Annotated in this window: 17 protein-coding genes; 3 read left to right on the forward strand and 14 right to left on the reverse strand. The window is 68.7% G+C overall.

Going from position 1 to position 16,666, the window contains the following annotated elements:
* Positions 1–10 precede the first annotated feature (10 nt).
* On the reverse strand, positions 11–769 hold the full coding sequence (locus AC1Q6E_RS19980; protein WP_296556069.1) for a uracil-DNA glycosylase family protein: 759 nt from the start codon (positions 767–769) through the stop codon (positions 11–13).
* Here AC1Q6E_RS19980 and AC1Q6E_RS19985 point away from each other — a divergent pair.
* Complete coding sequence (locus AC1Q6E_RS19985; protein ID WP_366058667.1) at positions 768–1,562, forward strand: DUF72 domain-containing protein; 795 nt, start codon at positions 768–770, stop codon at positions 1,560–1,562. The two genes, AC1Q6E_RS19980 and AC1Q6E_RS19985, sit on opposite strands and share 2 nt — an antisense overlap.
* 16 nt (positions 1,563–1,578) lie before the next feature.
* Here AC1Q6E_RS19985 and AC1Q6E_RS19990 read toward each other — a convergent pair whose 3' ends face one another.
* From AC1Q6E_RS19990 to AC1Q6E_RS20000, 3 genes are read right to left on the reverse strand one after another with little or no spacing between them, the layout of a single operon-like run.
* Positions 1,579–2,274 carry an SDR family oxidoreductase gene (locus tag AC1Q6E_RS19990; protein ID WP_296556066.1) on the reverse strand — a complete coding sequence of 232 codons (696 nt, stop codon included), beginning with the start codon at positions 2,272–2,274 and terminating at the stop codon, positions 1,579–1,581.
* The gene (locus AC1Q6E_RS19995) at positions 2,264–3,310 is read right to left on the reverse strand and encodes a Bug family tripartite tricarboxylate transporter substrate binding protein (protein WP_296556065.1); all 1,047 of its coding nucleotides are present in this window, start codon (positions 3,308–3,310) and stop codon (positions 2,264–2,266) included. Before AC1Q6E_RS19995 ends, AC1Q6E_RS19990 begins: the two co-directional genes overlap by 11 nt.
* Before the next feature lie 39 nt (positions 3,311–3,349).
* Positions 3,350–4,288 (reverse strand): dihydrodipicolinate synthase family protein, encoded by a 939-nt coding sequence (locus AC1Q6E_RS20000; protein WP_492573388.1) that lies wholly within the window; start codon positions 4,286–4,288, stop codon positions 3,350–3,352.
* Positions 4,289–4,394: 106 nt separating this feature from the next.
* Between AC1Q6E_RS20000 and AC1Q6E_RS20005 the strand changes: the two genes are divergently transcribed.
* Positions 4,395–5,327, forward strand: a complete 933-nt coding sequence (locus AC1Q6E_RS20005) for a LysR family transcriptional regulator (RefSeq protein ID WP_492573389.1) — start codon at positions 4,395–4,397, stop codon at positions 5,325–5,327.
* Between the two features lie 43 nt (positions 5,328–5,370).
* Here the strand turns inward: AC1Q6E_RS20005 and AC1Q6E_RS20010 are convergent, their stop codons facing one another.
* The 6 genes from AC1Q6E_RS20010 to AC1Q6E_RS20035 are packed head-to-tail and all read right to left on the reverse strand — an operon-like array spanning position 5,371 to position 12,128.
* Complete coding sequence (locus AC1Q6E_RS20010; RefSeq protein ID WP_492573390.1) at positions 5,371–6,981, reverse strand: YadA family autotransporter adhesin; 1,611 nt, start codon at positions 6,979–6,981, stop codon at positions 5,371–5,373.
* Between the two features lie 14 nt (positions 6,982–6,995).
* The gene (locus tag AC1Q6E_RS20015; protein ID WP_492573391.1) at positions 6,996–9,155 is read right to left on the reverse strand and encodes a phosphocholine-specific phospholipase C; all 2,160 of its coding nucleotides are present in this window, start codon (positions 9,153–9,155) and stop codon (positions 6,996–6,998) included.
* A gap of 40 nt (positions 9,156–9,195) precedes the next feature.
* The gene (locus tag AC1Q6E_RS20020; RefSeq protein WP_296556062.1) at positions 9,196–9,366 is read right to left on the reverse strand and encodes a hypothetical protein; all 171 of its coding nucleotides are present in this window, start codon (positions 9,364–9,366) and stop codon (positions 9,196–9,198) included.
* A gap of 34 nt (positions 9,367–9,400) precedes the next feature.
* A complete protein-coding gene (gene phnE / locus AC1Q6E_RS20025; protein WP_492573392.1) occupies positions 9,401–10,408 on the reverse strand; it encodes a phosphonate ABC transporter, permease protein PhnE in 1,008 nt (335 codons plus the stop codon).
* Positions 10,405–11,178 carry a phosphonate ABC transporter ATP-binding protein gene (locus AC1Q6E_RS20030; protein WP_492573393.1) on the reverse strand — a complete coding sequence of 258 codons (774 nt, stop codon included), beginning with the start codon at positions 11,176–11,178 and terminating at the stop codon, positions 10,405–10,407. The genes phnE and AC1Q6E_RS20030 overlap by 4 nt, the downstream gene beginning before the upstream one ends.
* 29 nt (positions 11,179–11,207) lie before the next feature.
* Positions 11,208–12,128, reverse strand: coding sequence for a phosphate/phosphite/phosphonate ABC transporter substrate-binding protein (locus AC1Q6E_RS20035; protein ID WP_152799228.1), 921 nt, complete (start codon positions 12,126–12,128; stop codon positions 11,208–11,210).
* A gap of 179 nt (positions 12,129–12,307) precedes the next feature.
* On the opposite strand from AC1Q6E_RS20035, the gene AC1Q6E_RS20040 reads away from it, so the two are divergent.
* Entirely contained in the window at positions 12,308–13,162 is an 855-nt protein-coding gene (locus AC1Q6E_RS20040) for an HAD-IIA family hydrolase (protein WP_152799230.1), read from the forward strand.
* Here AC1Q6E_RS20040 and AC1Q6E_RS20045 read toward each other — a convergent pair.
* The 4 genes from AC1Q6E_RS20045 to AC1Q6E_RS20060 form a co-directional block, all read right to left on the reverse strand.
* On the reverse strand, positions 13,149–14,048 hold the full coding sequence (locus AC1Q6E_RS20045; protein WP_296556058.1) for a MurR/RpiR family transcriptional regulator: 900 nt from the start codon (positions 14,046–14,048) through the stop codon (positions 13,149–13,151). The two genes, AC1Q6E_RS20040 and AC1Q6E_RS20045, sit on opposite strands and share 14 nt — an antisense overlap.
* A gap of 149 nt (positions 14,049–14,197) precedes the next feature.
* On the reverse strand, positions 14,198–14,524 hold the full coding sequence (locus tag AC1Q6E_RS20050; RefSeq protein ID WP_152799232.1) for a tetratricopeptide repeat protein: 327 nt from the start codon (positions 14,522–14,524) through the stop codon (positions 14,198–14,200).
* A 66-nt stretch (positions 14,525–14,590) separates the two neighbouring features.
* On the reverse strand, positions 14,591–15,511 hold the full coding sequence (gene ppk2, locus AC1Q6E_RS20055; protein WP_152799235.1) for a polyphosphate kinase 2: 921 nt from the start codon (positions 15,509–15,511) through the stop codon (positions 14,591–14,593).
* 88 nt (positions 15,512–15,599) lie between these two features.
* A complete protein-coding gene (locus tag AC1Q6E_RS20060; RefSeq protein WP_296556054.1) occupies positions 15,600–16,652 on the reverse strand; it encodes a VWA domain-containing protein in 1,053 nt (350 codons plus the stop codon).
* Positions 16,653–16,666 lie beyond the last annotated feature (14 nt).

The following is a 16,666-nucleotide window of genomic DNA, read 5'->3' on the forward strand; positions in this document are numbered from 1 at the left end:
GGAACCTCCTTCAGGCGGGCGGCAGCAGCGCGTCCAGCCGGGCTTGCAGCAACCGGGGAAAATGCGGCCGCCAGCGGGCATTGGCGGGCGAAGGATGCGGCAAGGGATGCAAGCGCAGGACCCGCTCCCGGCCCCCCGCGCGCAGGGTCACGGCAACGCTGGACTCGTACTTGTCCTCGCGCCGCCAGAATTCGCGCACGGCGGCCAGTTCGTCGCCGGCAAGACCGATGCTGAACCATTCGAAGGCTTCGTTGCCCAGGGTGATGACATCGCCGCCGCGCCATTGCGCCGACAGTATCTGCCGGATCAGCGGCTGGAACCGCTGCCGTACCGCGGGCGGCCACGCCTTGTTGTGCAAGGGCTTGTAGGGCACGGTGCTGATCCAGAAGCAATCCGCGCCGACGCGCAGGCCTTCGTCGAACGAATATGGCCTATCCGGCGCCAGGTGGCGGAGCAGTCCGGCGCGCAGCAACTGGCCCGAGCTGCCCACGAAGGGTTGCCCGTGCCTGACCTCGTCCCCGCCCGGATCCCGGCCGAAGAAACACAATGGCGCGTCGACAGGTCCCAGACCTAGAATAGGAACGAGCGGATCGCGGCCGGCGGCGGCATAGGCCTCGGCGTCGATGCGATCAAGACCGGCGGCCAGGCGGCGGAAGGCGGCAAGTTGTTCGGCGTCCAGGGGCATGGCGGGGCGAAACGAGAACCGGAACGGCATTGTAGGGTCGGCCGGCGCGAGGGAGAAGCAGCGCATGGGCAAGGCGAAAAGCATGGCTCCGATACGTGTGGGCATAGGCGGATGGGTGTTCGAGCCCTGGCGCGGCAGTTTCTATCCCGAGGGCCTCGTGCAAAGCCGCGAGCTGGACTATGCCAGCCGCCACGTGACCTCCATCGAGATCAACGGCACGTTCTACGGAACGCAGAAACCGGCCAGCTTCGCGCGCTGGCACGACGAGACGCCCGAGGATTTCGTGTTCGCGATGAAAGGACCCCGTTTCGCCACCAACCGGCGCGTGCTGGCCGAGGCCGGTCCTTCCGTCGACAAGTTCCTGGCCAGCGGCCTGGTGGAACTGAAGGACAAGCTCGGCCCGATCAATTGGCAGTTTCCGCCCACCAAGAAGTTCGACCCCGAGGACTTCGCGGCCTTCCTGGCGCTCCTGCCTCCGGAGTACGAGGGACGGCGGCTGCGCCATGCGGTCGAAGTGCGGCACGAAAGCTTCGCGGTGCCCGGGTTCGTCGATCTGCTGCGCCGGCACGAGGTGGCGGCGGTCGTGGCGGACAAGGACGGCGTACCGCACCTGCACGACGCGACGGCGCCGTTCGTCTATGTCCGGCTGCAAGACGCGCGGGAAGACCGCGAGCTGGGCTATGCGCCGGCCGATCTCGATGCCTGGGCCGGACGTGTCCGGGCGTGGGCCGGCGGCACGGCGCCGGCCGACCTGCCCTGCCTGGCCGCCCCGCCGGCCAAGGCCGCGCAGGGACGCGACGTGTTCGTCTACATGATCAATGGCTTCAAACCCAAGGCGCCGGCCGCGGCCATGGCCTTGATCGAGCGGCTGGGCTGAACGATCCACTGTCGATTCACCCCGCCAGCGACGCGCCTCCGCAGACCTGGATATCCTGTCCCGTGATGGCCGCTGCGGCATCCGACAGCAGGAACCCCACCAGCGCCGCCACTTCGGCCGGTTCGATCAGCCGGCCCAGCGGCGGCAGGCGTGGCGCGCTGGCGGCACGGCCGGGATCGTCCAGCATGGCCGTGCGCGTGGCGGCGGGCGACACCACGTTCACCGTCACGCCGCATGCCGCCACTTCGGCCGCCCAGCTGCGCCCGAGGGCCACCAGCGCGGCCTTCACCGCGGCGTATTGGCTGCGCCCGGCCATGCCACGGGACACGCGGCTGCCGATCAGCACCACCCGGCCCCGGCCGCGCGCCGCCATCGCGGGCACCATGCCATCGGCGAGCTGGGTGGCCGCGGCCACGTGCAGCCGCCACATCAGGTCGCCCGCGGCGCCGTCCAGGCGGCCCAGCGGCGCGGTCCGCATGATGCCCGCCGCGTGGACCAGCGCATCGCAGGCCGACAGGCCGGGCAGCACCCCGGCGATGGCGCCGGCATCCGCGAGATCGACCGCCCGGCCTTCGAAGCACGGGTGACCCAGGGTTGCCGCCGCGAGATCCAGCCCGACGACGCGCCAACCCCGGTCCAGCAGCGCCGCCGCCACCGCCCGGCCGATGCCGGCGCTGCTGCCCGTCACGACGGCGCACCGCTCATTCCGCACGGATGTTGCCCTCGACAATGATCTTCTTCGCCCGCGCCATGTCCTCCTGCTGGAAGCGCGCGAAGTCCTCGATGGAGCCGGCCTTCAGGACCAGCCCCTGCTGCTCCAGCTTCTCGCGCATGCCCGCCTCCAGCGCCTTGTTGACTTCCGCGTTGAGCTTGTGGGCAATGTCCATCGGCAGCCGGGCCGGGCCCCACAGGCCGTACCAGCTGTAGAACTCGTAGCCCGGCACGGTCTCGCCCACGGTGGGCACCTCGGGCAGTGTCGGCACGCGCGAGCGCGAGGTGACGGCCAGGATCTTCAGCATGCCGCCCTTATGGTAGGACATCGCCCCCAGGATGGGATCGATGAAACCGGAGATCTGGCCGCCCACCAGATCCTGGTAGGCCGGCGCGGATCCCTTGTAGGGCACGATCAGATAGTTCATCTGCCCCGCCCGGCGCAACAGCTCGGTGGCGAGCTGGCCCGCCGAGCCGGTCGAGCCGACCGCGAAGCTGAGCTTGCCGGGATTCTGCCTGGCGTACTCCAGCAGGCCCTTGACGTCGTTGAACGGCAGCGATTTGTTCACCGCCACCGACAGCGGCGCCTGGGCCACCAGCGAGATGGGCTGGAAGTCCTTCTCCATGTCGAAGGGCGCGGATTTCATGGTCATCGGCGTGGTGGTCACCGTCGATGCATTGAACATCAGCGTGTAGCCGTCGGGCGGCGCCTTGGCGACGGCGGCCGCGCCGATCATGCCGTTGCCGCCGGCCCGGTTCTCCACCACGAACGACTGGCCGGTCTGCTCGCTCAGGCGCTGCGCCAGTTGCCGCCCCACCGTGTCCAGCGTGCCGCCGGGCGGGAACGGAATGATGATGCGCACCTCGCGGGCGGGATACGGCTGCGCCGATACGCCACCGGGCAGGCACAGGGCCGCGGCCGCCAGCCCGGCGGAGAGAAATACCCCCACGCCTGCCGCTACGCGGCGGCGCTGCCCCCCGAGGAGGCGCTTTTTGCCTTGGGACGGCCCGGCGGCAAGAAAAGGTCTGCGTTGCATGCTTGTCTCCGTCTTGTTCTATGTCTGGTTGCAATCAGGTCAGCGCCGCAGCAGTCCGGCCTGCTGCACCGCCGCGCGCAATGCCGCCATTTCCCTGGCATCGGGCGCCTCGGTAGGCGGACGGACGGTCGCGTCGTCCAGCACGCTGGCCAGATACATCCCGGCCTTCATGCGCGCATGGGCCTCGCCCGTCGGTTCGCCGCCGCCGTACACGGCATCCTTGAGCGGCGTGATGATCGACTGGATCCGCTGCGCGCCCTTCAGGTCCCCTTCCTGCACCGCGCGCCACAGGTCGCCGATCAATTGCGGAATGAAGGTGGCGAAACCCACCAGCGCGCCGTCCACGCCCTGCACCATGGACGCCAGCAGGTATTCGTCGTGGCAGGTCAGGATGGCCTTGCCAGCGTCGGCGTCGCGGATGGCCTGGATGTCGCGCGCATACTTGTTCATGTCGCGCTGCCCGACCTTGAAGGCCTGGACGTACGGCAGCCGGGCCAGGTCGGCCAAGAGGGCCGAGGAATACGCCGCGCGCGTCCAGGCGGGATACACGTGGCAGACCAGGTCGGCGCCCGGCGCCGCGCGGTGGATGGCGTCGAAGTATTGCAGGGCATGGCCGGACGTGAAGCCGAAGCGCAGCCAGTGGTGCGGCGGCATGACATCCAGCCCGGCCGCGCCCGCCTCGACGGCGGCGCGCGCGTGCTCGGCGGCCTCGGACAAACCTTCGCAGACGATCGAGGAGATCACCGGCAGCCGGCCCCGCAGCTCGTCGGCGACAATGCGGGTCACGGTGGCCCGCTCCGCCGGCGTCAGCGAAAAGACCTCGCCGGTGTGGCCGTTGGTCATGACCGCGACCACGCCGTCGTGGCCGGCCAGCCAGGCGGCCAGTTTGCGCAGGGCGGGTTCGTCGATGCGGTGATCCGGGGTGAAGGGGCAGGCAATGGCGGGGATGATGCCGCGATAATTGGCGATGGAAGGCAAGCGGGTCTCCATGAGGCTGCGGTGAGTAGAATCCATCATTGCCGGCCGCCCGCGCGCCGTCCAATACTCGAAATGCATACAACTATCGCGGAGACGAGACCCCTCGATGGGACCGGACAATCGCCCCCTGGACCTGGAATGGCTGGAAGATTTCGTCGCGCTGGCCGACAGCGGCAACTTCTCGCGCGCGGCCGAGGCCCGCGCCATCGCGCAGCCGGCGTTCAGCCGGCACATCCGCGCGCTGGAGGAATGGGTGGGCGCCGATCTGATCGACCGCGGCGCGCACCCGGCCACGCTCACTCCCGCCGGCCGGCGCCTCCTGCCCCTGGTCGAAGACGTGCTGGCCCGGCTGGTGGCTGCCCGCATCAAGGCCCGCATGGCCCATGACCAGAGCGTCGCCAGCCTGCGCATCGCGGTCACGCACGCCTTGTCGCTGTCTTTCCTTCCCGGGTGGCTGGCGCGCCTGGAAGCCAGCCTGCAACTGGGCGCGGTCGAGATGATGTCCGACGGCACGGCCGCGTGCGAAGAACTGATGCTGCAGCGCAAGGTCCAGTTCCTGCTGTGCCACGCCCACCCCGCCCTGCCCGGCCGGCTGGACGAAGCCGCCTATCCGGTGGTGCGGCTGGCCGACGATGCGCTGGTCCCCGTCTGCGTCCCCACACCCTCGGGTACCCCCCGCCACGACCTGCGGCAGGATGCACCCATCCCGCTGCTGGCCTATGGCGAAGCCTCGGGGCTGGGCCGCATCCTGCGCGCCGGGCTGGGCGCCGCGGCGCGCGACCCCAGGCTGCATCCGGTGTTCACCGCGCCACATGCCCTGCTGCTGGAAGCCCTGGCCCTGGAAGGCCGGGGCGTGGCCTGGCTGCCCCGCAGCCTGGCGGCGCCGGCGCTGGCCGATGGACGGCTGGTCGAGGCCGGAGATGCCTCCTGGCGCGTCGCCATCGAGATCCGCCTGTACCGGCAGCATGCCGACATGGCCTCGGCCGCCGAATCCCTGTGGCAACTCGCGCGGCAGGGTGACGCGCCGGCCCTGGCCTAGGCCGGGGCCGGTTCACGCCGAACCCCGGGCCCGGGGCATGGCTTCAGAACACGCCGCCCACGCCCACGAAGGCCCCGACGCCGTTGCCGCTGCCGGCCAGTCCGCCCTCCACGCTCCACGCTCCGCTGGGGGCCGTGTGGCGCAGGCTGACGCCAAGCGCGCTCTGGCCCTTGTAGTTGGCGACATTGGCGGCATAGCTGAACTTGCCGGGCACGAAGGGCGCCTGGCGCGCCGCCATGGCCGCGGCCGTGCCTGCGTAGGCATGCTTCTCGACATTGTCGATGCGGTCGCTCAGCCCGCCCAGGGACCGGTTGAGCGTGGACATGGCGCCGCGCAGTTGATCGACGTTGACCGCGTCGTTGCCGGCGCTGCCCGCCGCCACGCCCGTGACCTGCCGATTGCCCACGTTCAGCTCGCCCGACGAGTTCTGCGGCGCGGCCAGCCCGTAGGCCTCGTAACCGGACTGCGCGCCACGGTCGGCCGTCGAACCGGCTCCCAGCGCCACGCTGTTGGCCGCGCTGGCGCGTGCATCGGTGCCGATGGCGACGGTGTTGTCGGCCATGACCTCGCGGCCCGCCCCGTTGCCCAGCGCGACGTTGCCGCTGCCTTGCACCTTGAAGCCCGCCCCCACGCCGGTGGCGATGTTTCCGTCGCCGACCACGCCACGGCCAGCTCCCAGCCCGCTCGCCTGGTTGTTGCTTCCGGCGACGTCCGTGCCGGCGTAGGCGCCGGTGGCGGCGTTGTAGTCGCCCTGGACGTTCTGCCCGGCATTCATGCCGCGTGCCTGGTTGGCGTCGCCCCGCACGTTCTGGCCGGCATTCTGGCCGTCGGCCTGGTTGCTGTTGCCGACGACGTCGCGCCCGGCCTCCTGGCCGTAGGCCTGGTTGGAATCGCCGGTGACGTTGCGCCCGGCGTTCGATCCCATGGCCTGGTTCTGGTTGCCCACCGTGTCGGTACCAGCCCAGAAGCCGATGCCGCTGTTGTAGTCGCCCGTGACATTCTGCCCCGCGCTGCGGCCGAACGACTGGTTCCATCCTCCCTTGACGTTGATGCCCGCGTAATAGCCAATGGCCTGGTTGGCGTTCTTGCCGCTGACGTTGGTGCCGGCCCCTTCGCCCATGGCCAGGTTCCAGTTGGTCGACACGTTGTTGCCCGCGCCCTTGCCGAACGCCTGGTTCACATTGCCGGTCACGTTGCGGCCGGCGTTGGTGCCATAGGCGCTGTTATCGGAACCGGTCACGCCGGTGCCCGCCCAGAAACCCACGGCATTGTTGTAGTTGCCGGTCACGTTCTGGCCCGCGCTGCGGCCGATCGCCTGGTTCCATCCTCCCTTGACGTTCTGGCCGGCATTGAAGCCGATGGCCTGATTGGCATTGCCGCCCGACACATTGGTACCGGCCGCTTCGCCCACCGCCAGGTTCCAGTTGGTCGATACGTTGTTGCCCGCGTCCTTGCCCAGCGCCTGGTTGTTGCTGCCCGTCACTGCGGTCGTGCCGGCATTGTTGCCGATGCCGAGATTGTTCTTCGCCGGGTCCCAGGCCACGGGCTGCGCGGCGCACAGCGCCGAAACCGTGGACAACGCCAGCGCTGCCCCCAGGCGCGCCAGGCCCCGGCCCCCCAGGAACGGCGAGCGGATCGAATAAGGATTCGTCATGGTCTCTCCCTCCCTCAAGCGCCGAGCTGGGTAGCCATGGCGGGATCGCTCACGCTCGGCTTGCCCGTCTCGACCCGGCCCGCGAAGCGCCGCTCGAAGCCATCGCCCTTCACGGTGAAGTCGTACCAGCGGCCGCTGTCGGCCAGCTCCCAATGCTTTTCCGCGACGCCGCCGGCCGGTGCCTCGATCGTCCACGGGCCATCCTTGCGATAGGCGTTGGACACGATGCCGAGGCTGGCCACGGCCGTGCCGCCGTTGTGCACCTTGGCGTAGACATTGCCGTTCTGCGCGTCATAGCAGACCTGCACCTCGGGCCGCGCGGCCGCCGCGGCATGGCGCGTGGCGTTGCCCTGGAAAGTCCGGACGAATCCGTTCGTGCTGTACACCCACAGGTCGTAGTCGCCGCCGTCCCCGCCTGTCGTCCAGGTATCTTCCAGCATCTTGCCCGCCTCCACCGTATAGCGGCGCGGAATCAGATCCAGGTGCTTCTTGTCATACACGTGGAACACGGCCCCCGCCTTGCCGGTGTTGCTGAACAGCAGCCTGACCACGCCACCGGCCTCGACCCGCGCGCTCACATGCAGTTCATACGGCAGCGCGCGCGAGTACCGCACGCCCGCCTCCTGGAACAGCGGTTGCGGCATAGCCGGCGGCTCGGCCTTGGGCATGCTCCGCTGCTGCGCCTCCAGCGCGGCGAAATTGCTCATGTCGGGCAACGACGGGAACGACGGATCGTTGGGCGCGGCGAAATCGAACGCCGAGGTCAGGTCGCCGCACACCGCGCGGTGCCAGGGGCTGATGGCATCGATGCGGACGCCGAAGCGCTGCTCCAGGAAACGGCCGACCGAGGTGTGGTCCATCGCTTCCGAACACACCCATCCTCCCTTGCTCCAGGGCGAGATCACGTACATCGGCACGCGCGGCCCCAGGCCCCACGGGCGCGTCGTGCCCGATATCGTGTCGTCGGCCTTCAGGTACTTGCGCGCGGGGTCGTAGAAATACTCGCCGTCCAGCGCCACCGTGGACTTGCCCATCAGCTTGCCATCGGCGTCATAGGACGGCACGGCGGGCGGCGGCAGATGGTCGAACAGGCCGTCGTTCTCGTCGAAGGTCATGAAAAAGACCGTCTTGCTCCAGACCTCGGGGTTGGCGGTCAGCGCATCCAGGACCTGCGAGATGTAGTCGGCCCCCTGGGCGGTGCTGCCCCCGCCCCCGGGGTGTTCGGACACCGCTGGCCACGGCAGCACCCACGACACTTCGGGCAGCGCGTCGTTGCGCACGTCCTCGGCCAGGCGCGCCAGACTGAAGTCGGACATGCCCTTCTCGTACAGGGGCTGGCCCGGCCTGGATTCGCGGAAGCTCTTGAACGCCAGGCCACCGTGCATGGCACCGGTCCAGTTGTTGTTCGGGTCCTGGTAGATGCGCCAGCTCACGCCCGCCGCTTCCAGCACGTCGGGAATCGTCGCCCACTTGAAGGCCGATCCCTGGTAGGTGTAGCCCGGCGTGGGCAGCGCACCGGTGATCCAGCAGCGCAGGTTGTTGGGCTCGGAATCCGAGTCGGTACAGTTGATGCCCAGGCGCCCCAGTTCCGGACTGAAGTTCGAACCCGACCAGAACACGATGCGGTTGGGATCGGTGCCGGTGGTGATCGAGCAGTGATAGGCGTCGCAGATCGTGAAGGCATCGGCCAACGCGAACTGGAACGGCAGATCCTGGCGTTTGTAATAGCCCATCGAATACGGCAGCTTGTGCTTGGCCCACGCGCCGAACTTGCCCTGGTTCCACGCGGCCTGCGCGTCCGAGAAACTGTGCGGCGTTCCCGGCACGAAGATGGCGTTCATCGTCTCCTTGTCCAGGTGGTACGGCGGGATCTCCTTGCTGCCGTCGGATTGGTACCAGACGGACTTGCCGCTCTCGAGCGGGATGGGGAAGCGGTCGCCGAAGCCCCGCACGCCGCGCAGCGTGCCGAAGTAATGATTGAACGCGCGGTTCTCCTGCATCAGGATGACGATGTGCTTGACGTCCTTGATCGTGCCGGTTTCGACCGCGGCCGGCACGGCCAGCGCGCGCTGGATCGATGCGGGCAGCGTCGCCAGGGCCGAGGTGGCGCCCATGGCGCCGGCGGATTTGCGCAGGAAGTCGCGGCGCGACGAAGAAGACGGAATATTCGACATATCGGTTCTCGGGTCGGGAATGGGAATGGGACGGACGCCGTCAGGGCGCGCAGCGCAGCGAAGTCTTCGGCGGCTCCGGGTCGCCCGGGTTGCCGGGACCGGGCCCGGTCGAGGGGCCGCCATCGCCGCCGCCTCCGCAGGCGGCCATCGTCAGGCACAACAGCAGGCCGGCCAGCATCGCGCGGCCGTACGGCAGGATTCGTTCTTTCATGGGGTAGCTCCGGGTAGGACGGGAAAAAGCCGGCTCAGCCCAGCCTCTTGCGCAGCCGCGCGGCCAGTTGATCGAGCAGGAAGACGGTGATGAAAATCGCGACCAGGATGGTCCCCACGTGGGCGTACTGGTACATGTCGTAGCGGCCCTTGAGTTCCTGGCCGATGCCGCCCGCCCCCACCAGTCCCACCACGGCCGCCATGCGCACGTTGCGGTCGAGCACGTACAGCGTGTAGGCGACGAACTGCGGCATGACCTGCGGCAGCACGGCAAAGCGCATGATCTTCAGCTTGCCGGCGCCGATGGCGCGCAGCGCCTCCTGGGGCTTGTCGTCCGCGGTCTCGATGTCCTCGGCGTAGAACTTCCCCAGGAAACCGCACGAATGCAACGCCAGCGCCAGCACGCCGGCGATCGGACCGAATCCATAGGCCAGCACCAGGAACAAGGCGCTGATCAGTTCTGGCACGGCCCGCATCAGGCTGACCAGGCCACGGGCCGTCACATAGGCGGCGCGGTTGGAGGTGAAGTTGCGGGCGCTGCACCAGGCCAGCGGCGCGCTCAGCACCACCGCCAGCAGCGTGGCCCAGAAGGCGATCTCGATGGTCTCCAGCATCTTGAACGCCACGTGCCGCAGGTACCCCAGGGGTTCGACCAGGTATTCGCGACGGGTGCGCGCCTCCTCCATCGCCAGCGTGTCGGGGTTGAGCCGGGGCTCGCCGACCTCGATGGTCTCCAGGTGCGAAAACCAGGGCAGTCCATTCCGGTCGAAATCCTCGATGCGGGCGACTTCGGTGCGCTCGGACACCTGCAACGGGAACATGGTCGAAGCCAGCTTGCCGAAACCCGACAGCACCTGCGAATCCTCGCGCAGGCCCACGGCCGCCAGCAGTGCCTCGCCGCTCAGCGACAGCATGCGTCCCATCTCGACCCGCTGGGCGGCGAAGCAAGCGGCCAGCGCCAGCAACAGCACCAGCAATACCGTGCGCAGGCGATACGGCGGGGGAATCTGCCAATCCGCGGGAGAGCGTTCGATCAGATTCACGATGCCACCTCCCGCAGCATGGGCTGGCCATCCCTGGCGTGCCCGTAGACCGTGCTCAGCACCGGGGGATGACAGGCGGCCGGCGGTCCGTCGAAGACCATGCGTCCATGGCGCAGCGCCACGATGCGATCGGCATACTCGCGCGCCAGGTCTACCTGGTGCAGGCTGCACAGCACGGTCGTGCCGCGCTCGCGCGCATGGCGCCGCAGCAGGTCCAGCACTTCGCGGCTGGTGCGCGGATCCAGGCTGGCCACCGGTTCATCGGCGATCACCACGGGCGGATCCAGCATGAAGGCGCGGGCAATGCCCACCCGCTGCTGCTGTCCGCCCGACAGATCGCGCACGCGCCGCGCCAGGTGCGCCTCGTCCAGCCCAACGGCCGCGACCAGCTCGCAGGCCTTGCGGCGCAAGGGCGCTGGAAAAAGCCCCAGCATCGCCGCCGCGGTCCCCACGCGCGGCAATGCGCCGCACAGGACATTGGCGGCCACGGTGGACCGGGGCACGAGATTGAACTGCTGGTGGATCATGCCGATGCGCGCGCGCACGCCGCGCAGGCTGCGGGGCTCGACCCGCACGCCAGCCACCCGGACCGTGCCGCCGGACGGCGTCACCAGGCCGTTCACCATGCGCAGCAACGTCGACTTGCCCGCGCCCGAGGATCCGAGCACGACGCAGAACTGCCCCGCCGGCACCGCCAGCGACACCTCGCGCAAGGCCTGGGTGCCGTCCGGATAGCGCACCGCCACCGCATCGAACTCCAGCATGTCCATCGCCGGCTCCGGTTCCCTGGACCTCGGGCTCAACGCTCGGACGCCTTCTTCAGGATCTCGCCCTTGAGCTCATCCGACAACAGCGCCAGCTTCTCGGCCGCGACGTTGAACTCGGCCTCGGAAAAACGGGTATCGAAGGCATCGACCTTCTTGCCGCCGTAGCCGCGGATCATGTCGGGCGTCACGCCGGGCGCCTTGTGCACGGTGGCGAAGGCCTCCTTCAGGCGGGCCTTGAGCGCATCGGGCAGCTTGGCGTTGAGCGCCAGCGGCGGATAGGGAATGGGCATGCTCTTGGCCACCACCTTGACCGTGCGCGGATCCACCGCCCCCTGCTTGACCGCCTTCTCGTAGGAATCGAACGACAGCGCGGCCACGTCCACCTGCCCCTGGACCAGCGCGGCCAGGCTGTTGGCATGGCTGCCCGTCATCCGGATGGCGGACAGGTCCTTGACCGGATCCAGTCCGGCGTCCATCAGCATCGCGATCTGGAAAGTGAAGCTCGACGCCGAGTTGACGTCGCCGAAGGCCATGCGCCGGCCCTTGACGTCCTTGACCGCCTGGATCGGCGCGTCGGCCTTGGCGAACATACCGGCGTAGTAGACCGACTGGCCGTTCTCCACGCCCACGGCCAGCAACTGGGCGCAGCCGCGGCGATTCGCCTGCACATAGGCCACCGGGCCGAAGAAGGCCACGTCAGCCAATTGGTTGCACATCGCTTCCACCACGGCGCCGTAGCTCTGGCCCACTTTCAGATCGAAATTCAGGCCCGTCATGCGCGACACGGCATTGAAGACCGGCTGGTAGTCGGCCTTGGTGCCGGTCTCGGTGCCGCCATCCGCGGGAATGAGCATGACGCGCAGCGGATGCGCCTTGGAACCATCGGCGACGGATTGGGCGAAGGAGGCGGGAGCGAAGGCCAGCATGGCGGCAAGCAGGAAGGCGCGTTTCATCGGTGGAAACCTCGGGAGCGGTCTGGAAAGGGCCGGCGCGCATGGCACCGACAGGAAACGGACGCCAGCTTAGAGATCCCATATGACAGCAAAATGAACATTGCTCATTTTGATTTCTGTCAAACATTGAAATAAACTCAATTCCTTGACGACCTCCGCCGACGGCCTTCTTTTCTTTCATGACCGCCCATACCCCTGCTCCCGCTTCCTCCGGTGCCACGCCGGCGCACCCCGCCCCCGCGCCCGCCTGGCTGGCGCGGCACGAACACTTCCTGCTGGACCTGGACGGCACCCTGATCCGCGAGAACGAACCCATGGAGGGCGCGGCGGACCTCCTGCACCGGCTCGACGGCCGCTACGTAGTGGTCTCCAACAATTCCACCGACACCGCGCAGGGCCTGTCGCGCAGGCTGGCCCGCCTGGGATTGCGGATATCGCCAGACAAGCTGGTGTTGGCCGGCCAGCTCACCATCGACTTCCTGGCCTCCTCGCGCCCCCGGGCACGCCTGCAGCTACTGGGGTCCATCGCGTTGCGCCGCTACGCGCGGCGGCAGGGATGCGTGCTGGTCGAACAGTCGCCGGACCTGGTGGTGCTGGCGCTGGACAAGCGCTTCACCTATGCCAAGCTCAGCGCCGCGGCCAACGCGGTGGCCGGCGGCGCAGAACTCGTCGCCACCAATGGCGATCTGCACCACCCCGCCCCGGGCGACGCGCGGGTGCCGGAAACCGGCACCTTGCTCCATGCGGTGGCGGCCTGCGCGGGAATCGCGCCCACGCTGGTGGTGGGCAAACCGGAAAACATGCTGTTCGCGGAAGGCCTGCGCAGGCTGGGAGCCAGGCCGGAAGACACGCTGGTGATCGGCGACAACCCGGCCACCGACGCGCAAGGCGCGGCGCGCCTGGGCATGCGCTACCTGCTGCTGGGGCGCGGCCCGGAGGCCGATTCGATATCGCCGGCGGCCCTGCTGGCGCTGGACCACGCCGGCCACGTCCAGGCACCGGCGCAGGCCGCGGCCAATCTCAATATCGCTTGATCGACAGCACGCTGGACGTATGGCGCAGGGTCTCGACGGCGTTGTCGTAGTCGGTCAGCGCCAGGCAGGCGATCAGGACATCGATGATCGCCAGTTGCGCGAGGCGGCTGGTCATGGCCTCGGTGCGAAAGCGCGTCTCGCGGGCCATGGTGAACAGCACCACGTCGGCGAAGGCCTGCAGCGGCGATTTGCCGAAATTGGTGATGCAGATGGTCTTCGCGCCCGACTCCTTCGCCAGCCGGGTGGCCGCCACGGTCTCGTGCGTGCTGCCCGAGTGCGAGATGGTCAGCGTCGCGACATTGGGCCCCGCCAGCGCGGCGCTGATGGCCTGCACGTGGGAATCGACCACGGCCTTGACGTTCATGCCTATGCGCAGCATGCGGTACTGCGCGTCCTCGGCGATGGGCGCCGCGCTGCCTATGCCGTAGATCTCGATGCGTTCGGCGGCCCGCAGGCAGGCCACCGCCCGCTGGATGGCACGCGCGTCGAGCGCCGCGCCGGTGTCGTGCAGGGTCTGGATGTTGCTCTGGAAGATCTTGCCCATCACCGTGGCCGTGCTGTCCTGTGGATCCAGGTCCTCGTGGATGATCTGGACCGGCTGCACGATCTCCTGCGCCAACAGGATCTTCAGTTGCTGGAAGCCCGTGGCGCCCACGCTCTTGCACAGGCCCACCACGCTGCCCTCGCTGGCTCCGGTGCGCTCGGCCACCTCGCTGACCGACATGTGCACCACTTCCTGCGGGGACTGCACGATGAAGTCCGCGATGCGCTGCCCCGCCGGCCCCAGCGACGGACTGATGCTCTTGATGCGCGACAGCACCGCCGAGATGGACGCCCCCTGGCGTTCGGGCTTGGCCGGGCTGGCCGCGGCCTTGGCCTTCGTCACCGGACCATCCTGGTCGTGGACGGCGCCGGCACGGCGCGGGACAACGGAGGCGGGAAGATCGGCGGCATGGAAAGCCCTCGGGCAAAGCGGCAAGCGTATGCGCGCATCATGACACAAAACGGCATGCGCACGCCCGTGCAGGCGGCGCCTCAGGACGGCGGTGGCCGCTTTTTGTCCAGCCGCCGCAACTGCACCTGCATTTCCTTGACGGCCTGCACGCTGCCCTTGGCGGTGGCGGCCTCGATGCCGCCGCTCCAGGCCGCGCGGGCTTCTTCCTCGCGGCCCAGCGCCAGCAGCGCCTTGCCGAGCTGCTTCCACGCGGCGGCGTAGCCGGCATCCAGCTCGACCGCCCGCCGCAGGTGTTCGGCGGCCGAGGCGGCATCGTCCTCTTCGAGGTAGAGGTTGCCCAGCGTGAACCGCAGCAGCGCGTTGTCGCGGCCGGCGGCGATCATTTTCAGGAAATTGTTCTTGTCCATGGCCTTGGCATCCACCGGCCCCGGGGGGCCGCCATGGTCAGGATAACGCGAACGGCGCGCCGCCGCTCAATAGCGCTCCGGCACCATCATGCTGTCCGGCACCGGCAGCCGGATGTAGTCCTCGTGGCGGACGCGCTGGGGCAGATCGATGTGGGGATGGGGGATGTCGTGATAGGGAACCAGGCTGAGCAGGTGGTCGATGCAGTTGAGCCTGGCCTTCTTCTTGTCGACCGCCTGCACCACCCACCACGGCGCCTCGTCGATATGCGTGCGCTCCAGCATGACCTCTTTCGCGCGCGTGTAGTCCTCCCACCGCCGGCGCGACTCCAGGTCCATGGGACTGAGCTTCCACTGCTTCAAGGGATCGTGGATCCGGCCCAGGAAGCGCAGGTGCTGCTCGTCGTCGGTGATCGAGAACCAGTACTTGACCAGTTGTATGCCCGAGCGGACCAGCATTCTTTCGAACTCGGGCACCGAACGGAAGAACTCCTCGTACTCGTCGTCGTTGCAGAACCCCATCACCCGCTCGACGCCCGCGCGGTTGTACCAGCTGCGGTCGAACAGCACGATCTCGCCCGCGGCGGGCAGGTGCGGCACGTAGCGCTGGAAATACCACTGGGTGCGTTCGCGGTCGTTGGGCGCGGGCAGCGCGGCCACCCGGCACACGCGGGGATTCAGGCGCTGGGTGATGCGCTTGATCACGCCGCCTTTCCCCGCCGCGTCGCGGCCTTCGAAGATGATGACGACCTTGTGGCGGGTATGCACGACCCAGTCCTGCAGCTTGACGAGTTCGGCCTGGAGCCGGAACAACTCGCGGAAGTACCGGCGCCGCGCGTCACGGTCCTCGTCCATCCGGGCCGGCTGGCCCTCGGCGTCCCACTCGCGATCCTCGAATTCGATCTCCAGCTCCTCGTCGTAGCTGTCGATCAGGTCGCGGTGGATGCGGTGCATCAGTTCTTCGTGGTCGGAAATCGGCTGGTAGCTCATGGGACGGTCGCAAAGGTCGGGCCAACACCTCTTTTTGCTACACGGACATGACATGGTCATGACACGCGTGCCCATGCCCTGGCCGTTCCTACTGCACCCGGCCGTACCACCACAGCGACAGCAGGCCCGACAACACCGCCAGCAAGGCGCCCAGCGCGGTGAACAACGCCGTGATCTCGACCACGTCGCGCTTGTCGAACGCCAGCCGCGCACTGAGCGAGCGATACACCTTCCTGAGTTCGCCCGCGTCCTGCGCCTGGAAATACTGCGCGCCGGTCATGTCGGCGACCTTCTTCAGGACATCCTCATCCAGCCGCACGCGCATGGACCAGCCGTCCGCAGACAGCGTCGTGCCCTCGGGCGTCCCGACGCCCACGGTGAATATCCGCACGCCGTACCCCGCGGCGACCTCGGCCGCCTTCAGCGCATCCGGCCCCGTGTTGTTCTGGCCATCTGACAGCAACACGATGGCGCCCGAAGGGTAGGATCCCGGAACCGCCGCGTCGCCCCGCCCCGCCGCGGACAGGTCCGGAGACAGCGGCCCCCGGGCGCTGCCGCCGTCCAGGAACCGCTCGACGTCGATGCCCGCGTTGGGCAGCAGGGTTGCCAGCGCGATGATCAGGCCGCTGCCGAGCGCGGTGCCGCGCTGGGGCTCCAGGCGCTCGATGGCCGCGACCACGTCTTCACGCTTGCGCGTGGGCGACTGCACCACGGCCGCCGCGCCGGCCACCGCGACCACCGACACGCTGACGTTGGCGGGCTGGCCGTCGACGAACGCCTTGGCAGCCCGCTGGGCCGCGTAGATCCGCGTGGGCTTGATATCGTCGGCCCGCATGCTGCCTGACATGTCCATGGCCAGCACCACGGTCTCCAGCCGCGACGGCAGCATCATCAGCGCCTGCGGACGGGCCATCGCGACAATGAGCGAGCACAAGCCGAGCAACAGCAACAGCGGCGGCAGGACGCGGCGCAGCCGGGACGGCCGCACGCTCGCGCCCACGACATCCAGCGCGGGATAGCGCAGGGCCATGCCGCGGCGCAGGCGGTCCAGCCGCCAATAGCAGAATGCCAGCGGCGGCACGAGCACCAGCAGCCAGAGCATCTTGGGCCACAGGAAACTCAGGGCGGGAAGGTTCTCCATGCCGATGCGTCCCG

The sequence above is a fragment of the Pigmentiphaga sp. MLSB6-MA01 genome (genome assembly GCF_058793475.1).

Excerpts from the sequence above, each read along its gene's own strand:
- AC1Q6E_RS20035 (WP_152799228.1), bottom strand. The coding sequence starts at position 12,128 with ATGAAACGCGCCTTCCTGCTTGCCGCCATGCTGGCCTTCGCTCCCGCC.
- AC1Q6E_RS20060 (WP_296556054.1), bottom strand. The coding sequence starts at position 16,652 with ATGGAGAACCTTCCCGCCCTGAGTTTCCTGTGGCCCAAGATGCTCTGG.
- AC1Q6E_RS19995 (WP_296556065.1), bottom strand. The coding sequence starts at position 3,310 with ATGCAACGCAGACCTTTTCTTGCCGCCGGGCCGTCCCAAGGCAAAAAG.
- AC1Q6E_RS20015 (WP_492573391.1), bottom strand. The coding sequence starts at position 9,155 with ATGTCGAATATTCCGTCTTCTTCGTCGCGCCGCGACTTCCTGCGCAAA.
- ppk2 (WP_152799235.1), bottom strand. The coding sequence starts at position 15,511 with ATGAGCTACCAGCCGATTTCCGACCACGAAGAACTGATGCACCGCATC.
- AC1Q6E_RS20005 (WP_492573389.1), top strand. The coding sequence starts at position 4,395 with ATGGGACCGGACAATCGCCCCCTGGACCTGGAATGGCTGGAAGATTTC.
- AC1Q6E_RS20020 (WP_296556062.1), bottom strand. The coding sequence starts at position 9,366 with ATGAAAGAACGAATCCTGCCGTACGGCCGCGCGATGCTGGCCGGCCTG.
- AC1Q6E_RS19980 (WP_296556069.1), bottom strand. The coding sequence starts at position 769 with ATGCTTTTCGCCTTGCCCATGCGCTGCTTCTCCCTCGCGCCGGCCGAC.
- AC1Q6E_RS20040 (WP_152799230.1), top strand. The coding sequence starts at position 12,308 with ATGACCGCCCATACCCCTGCTCCCGCTTCCTCCGGTGCCACGCCGGCG.
- AC1Q6E_RS20050 (WP_152799232.1), bottom strand. The coding sequence starts at position 14,524 with ATGGACAAGAACAATTTCCTGAAAATGATCGCCGCCGGCCGCGACAAC.
- AC1Q6E_RS20010 (WP_492573390.1), bottom strand. The coding sequence starts at position 6,981 with ATGACGAATCCTTATTCGATCCGCTCGCCGTTCCTGGGGGGCCGGGGC.
- AC1Q6E_RS19985 (WP_366058667.1), top strand. The coding sequence starts at position 768 with ATGGCTCCGATACGTGTGGGCATAGGCGGATGGGTGTTCGAGCCCTGG.
- AC1Q6E_RS20030 (WP_492573393.1), bottom strand. The coding sequence starts at position 11,178 with ATGGACATGCTGGAGTTCGATGCGGTGGCGGTGCGCTATCCGGACGGC.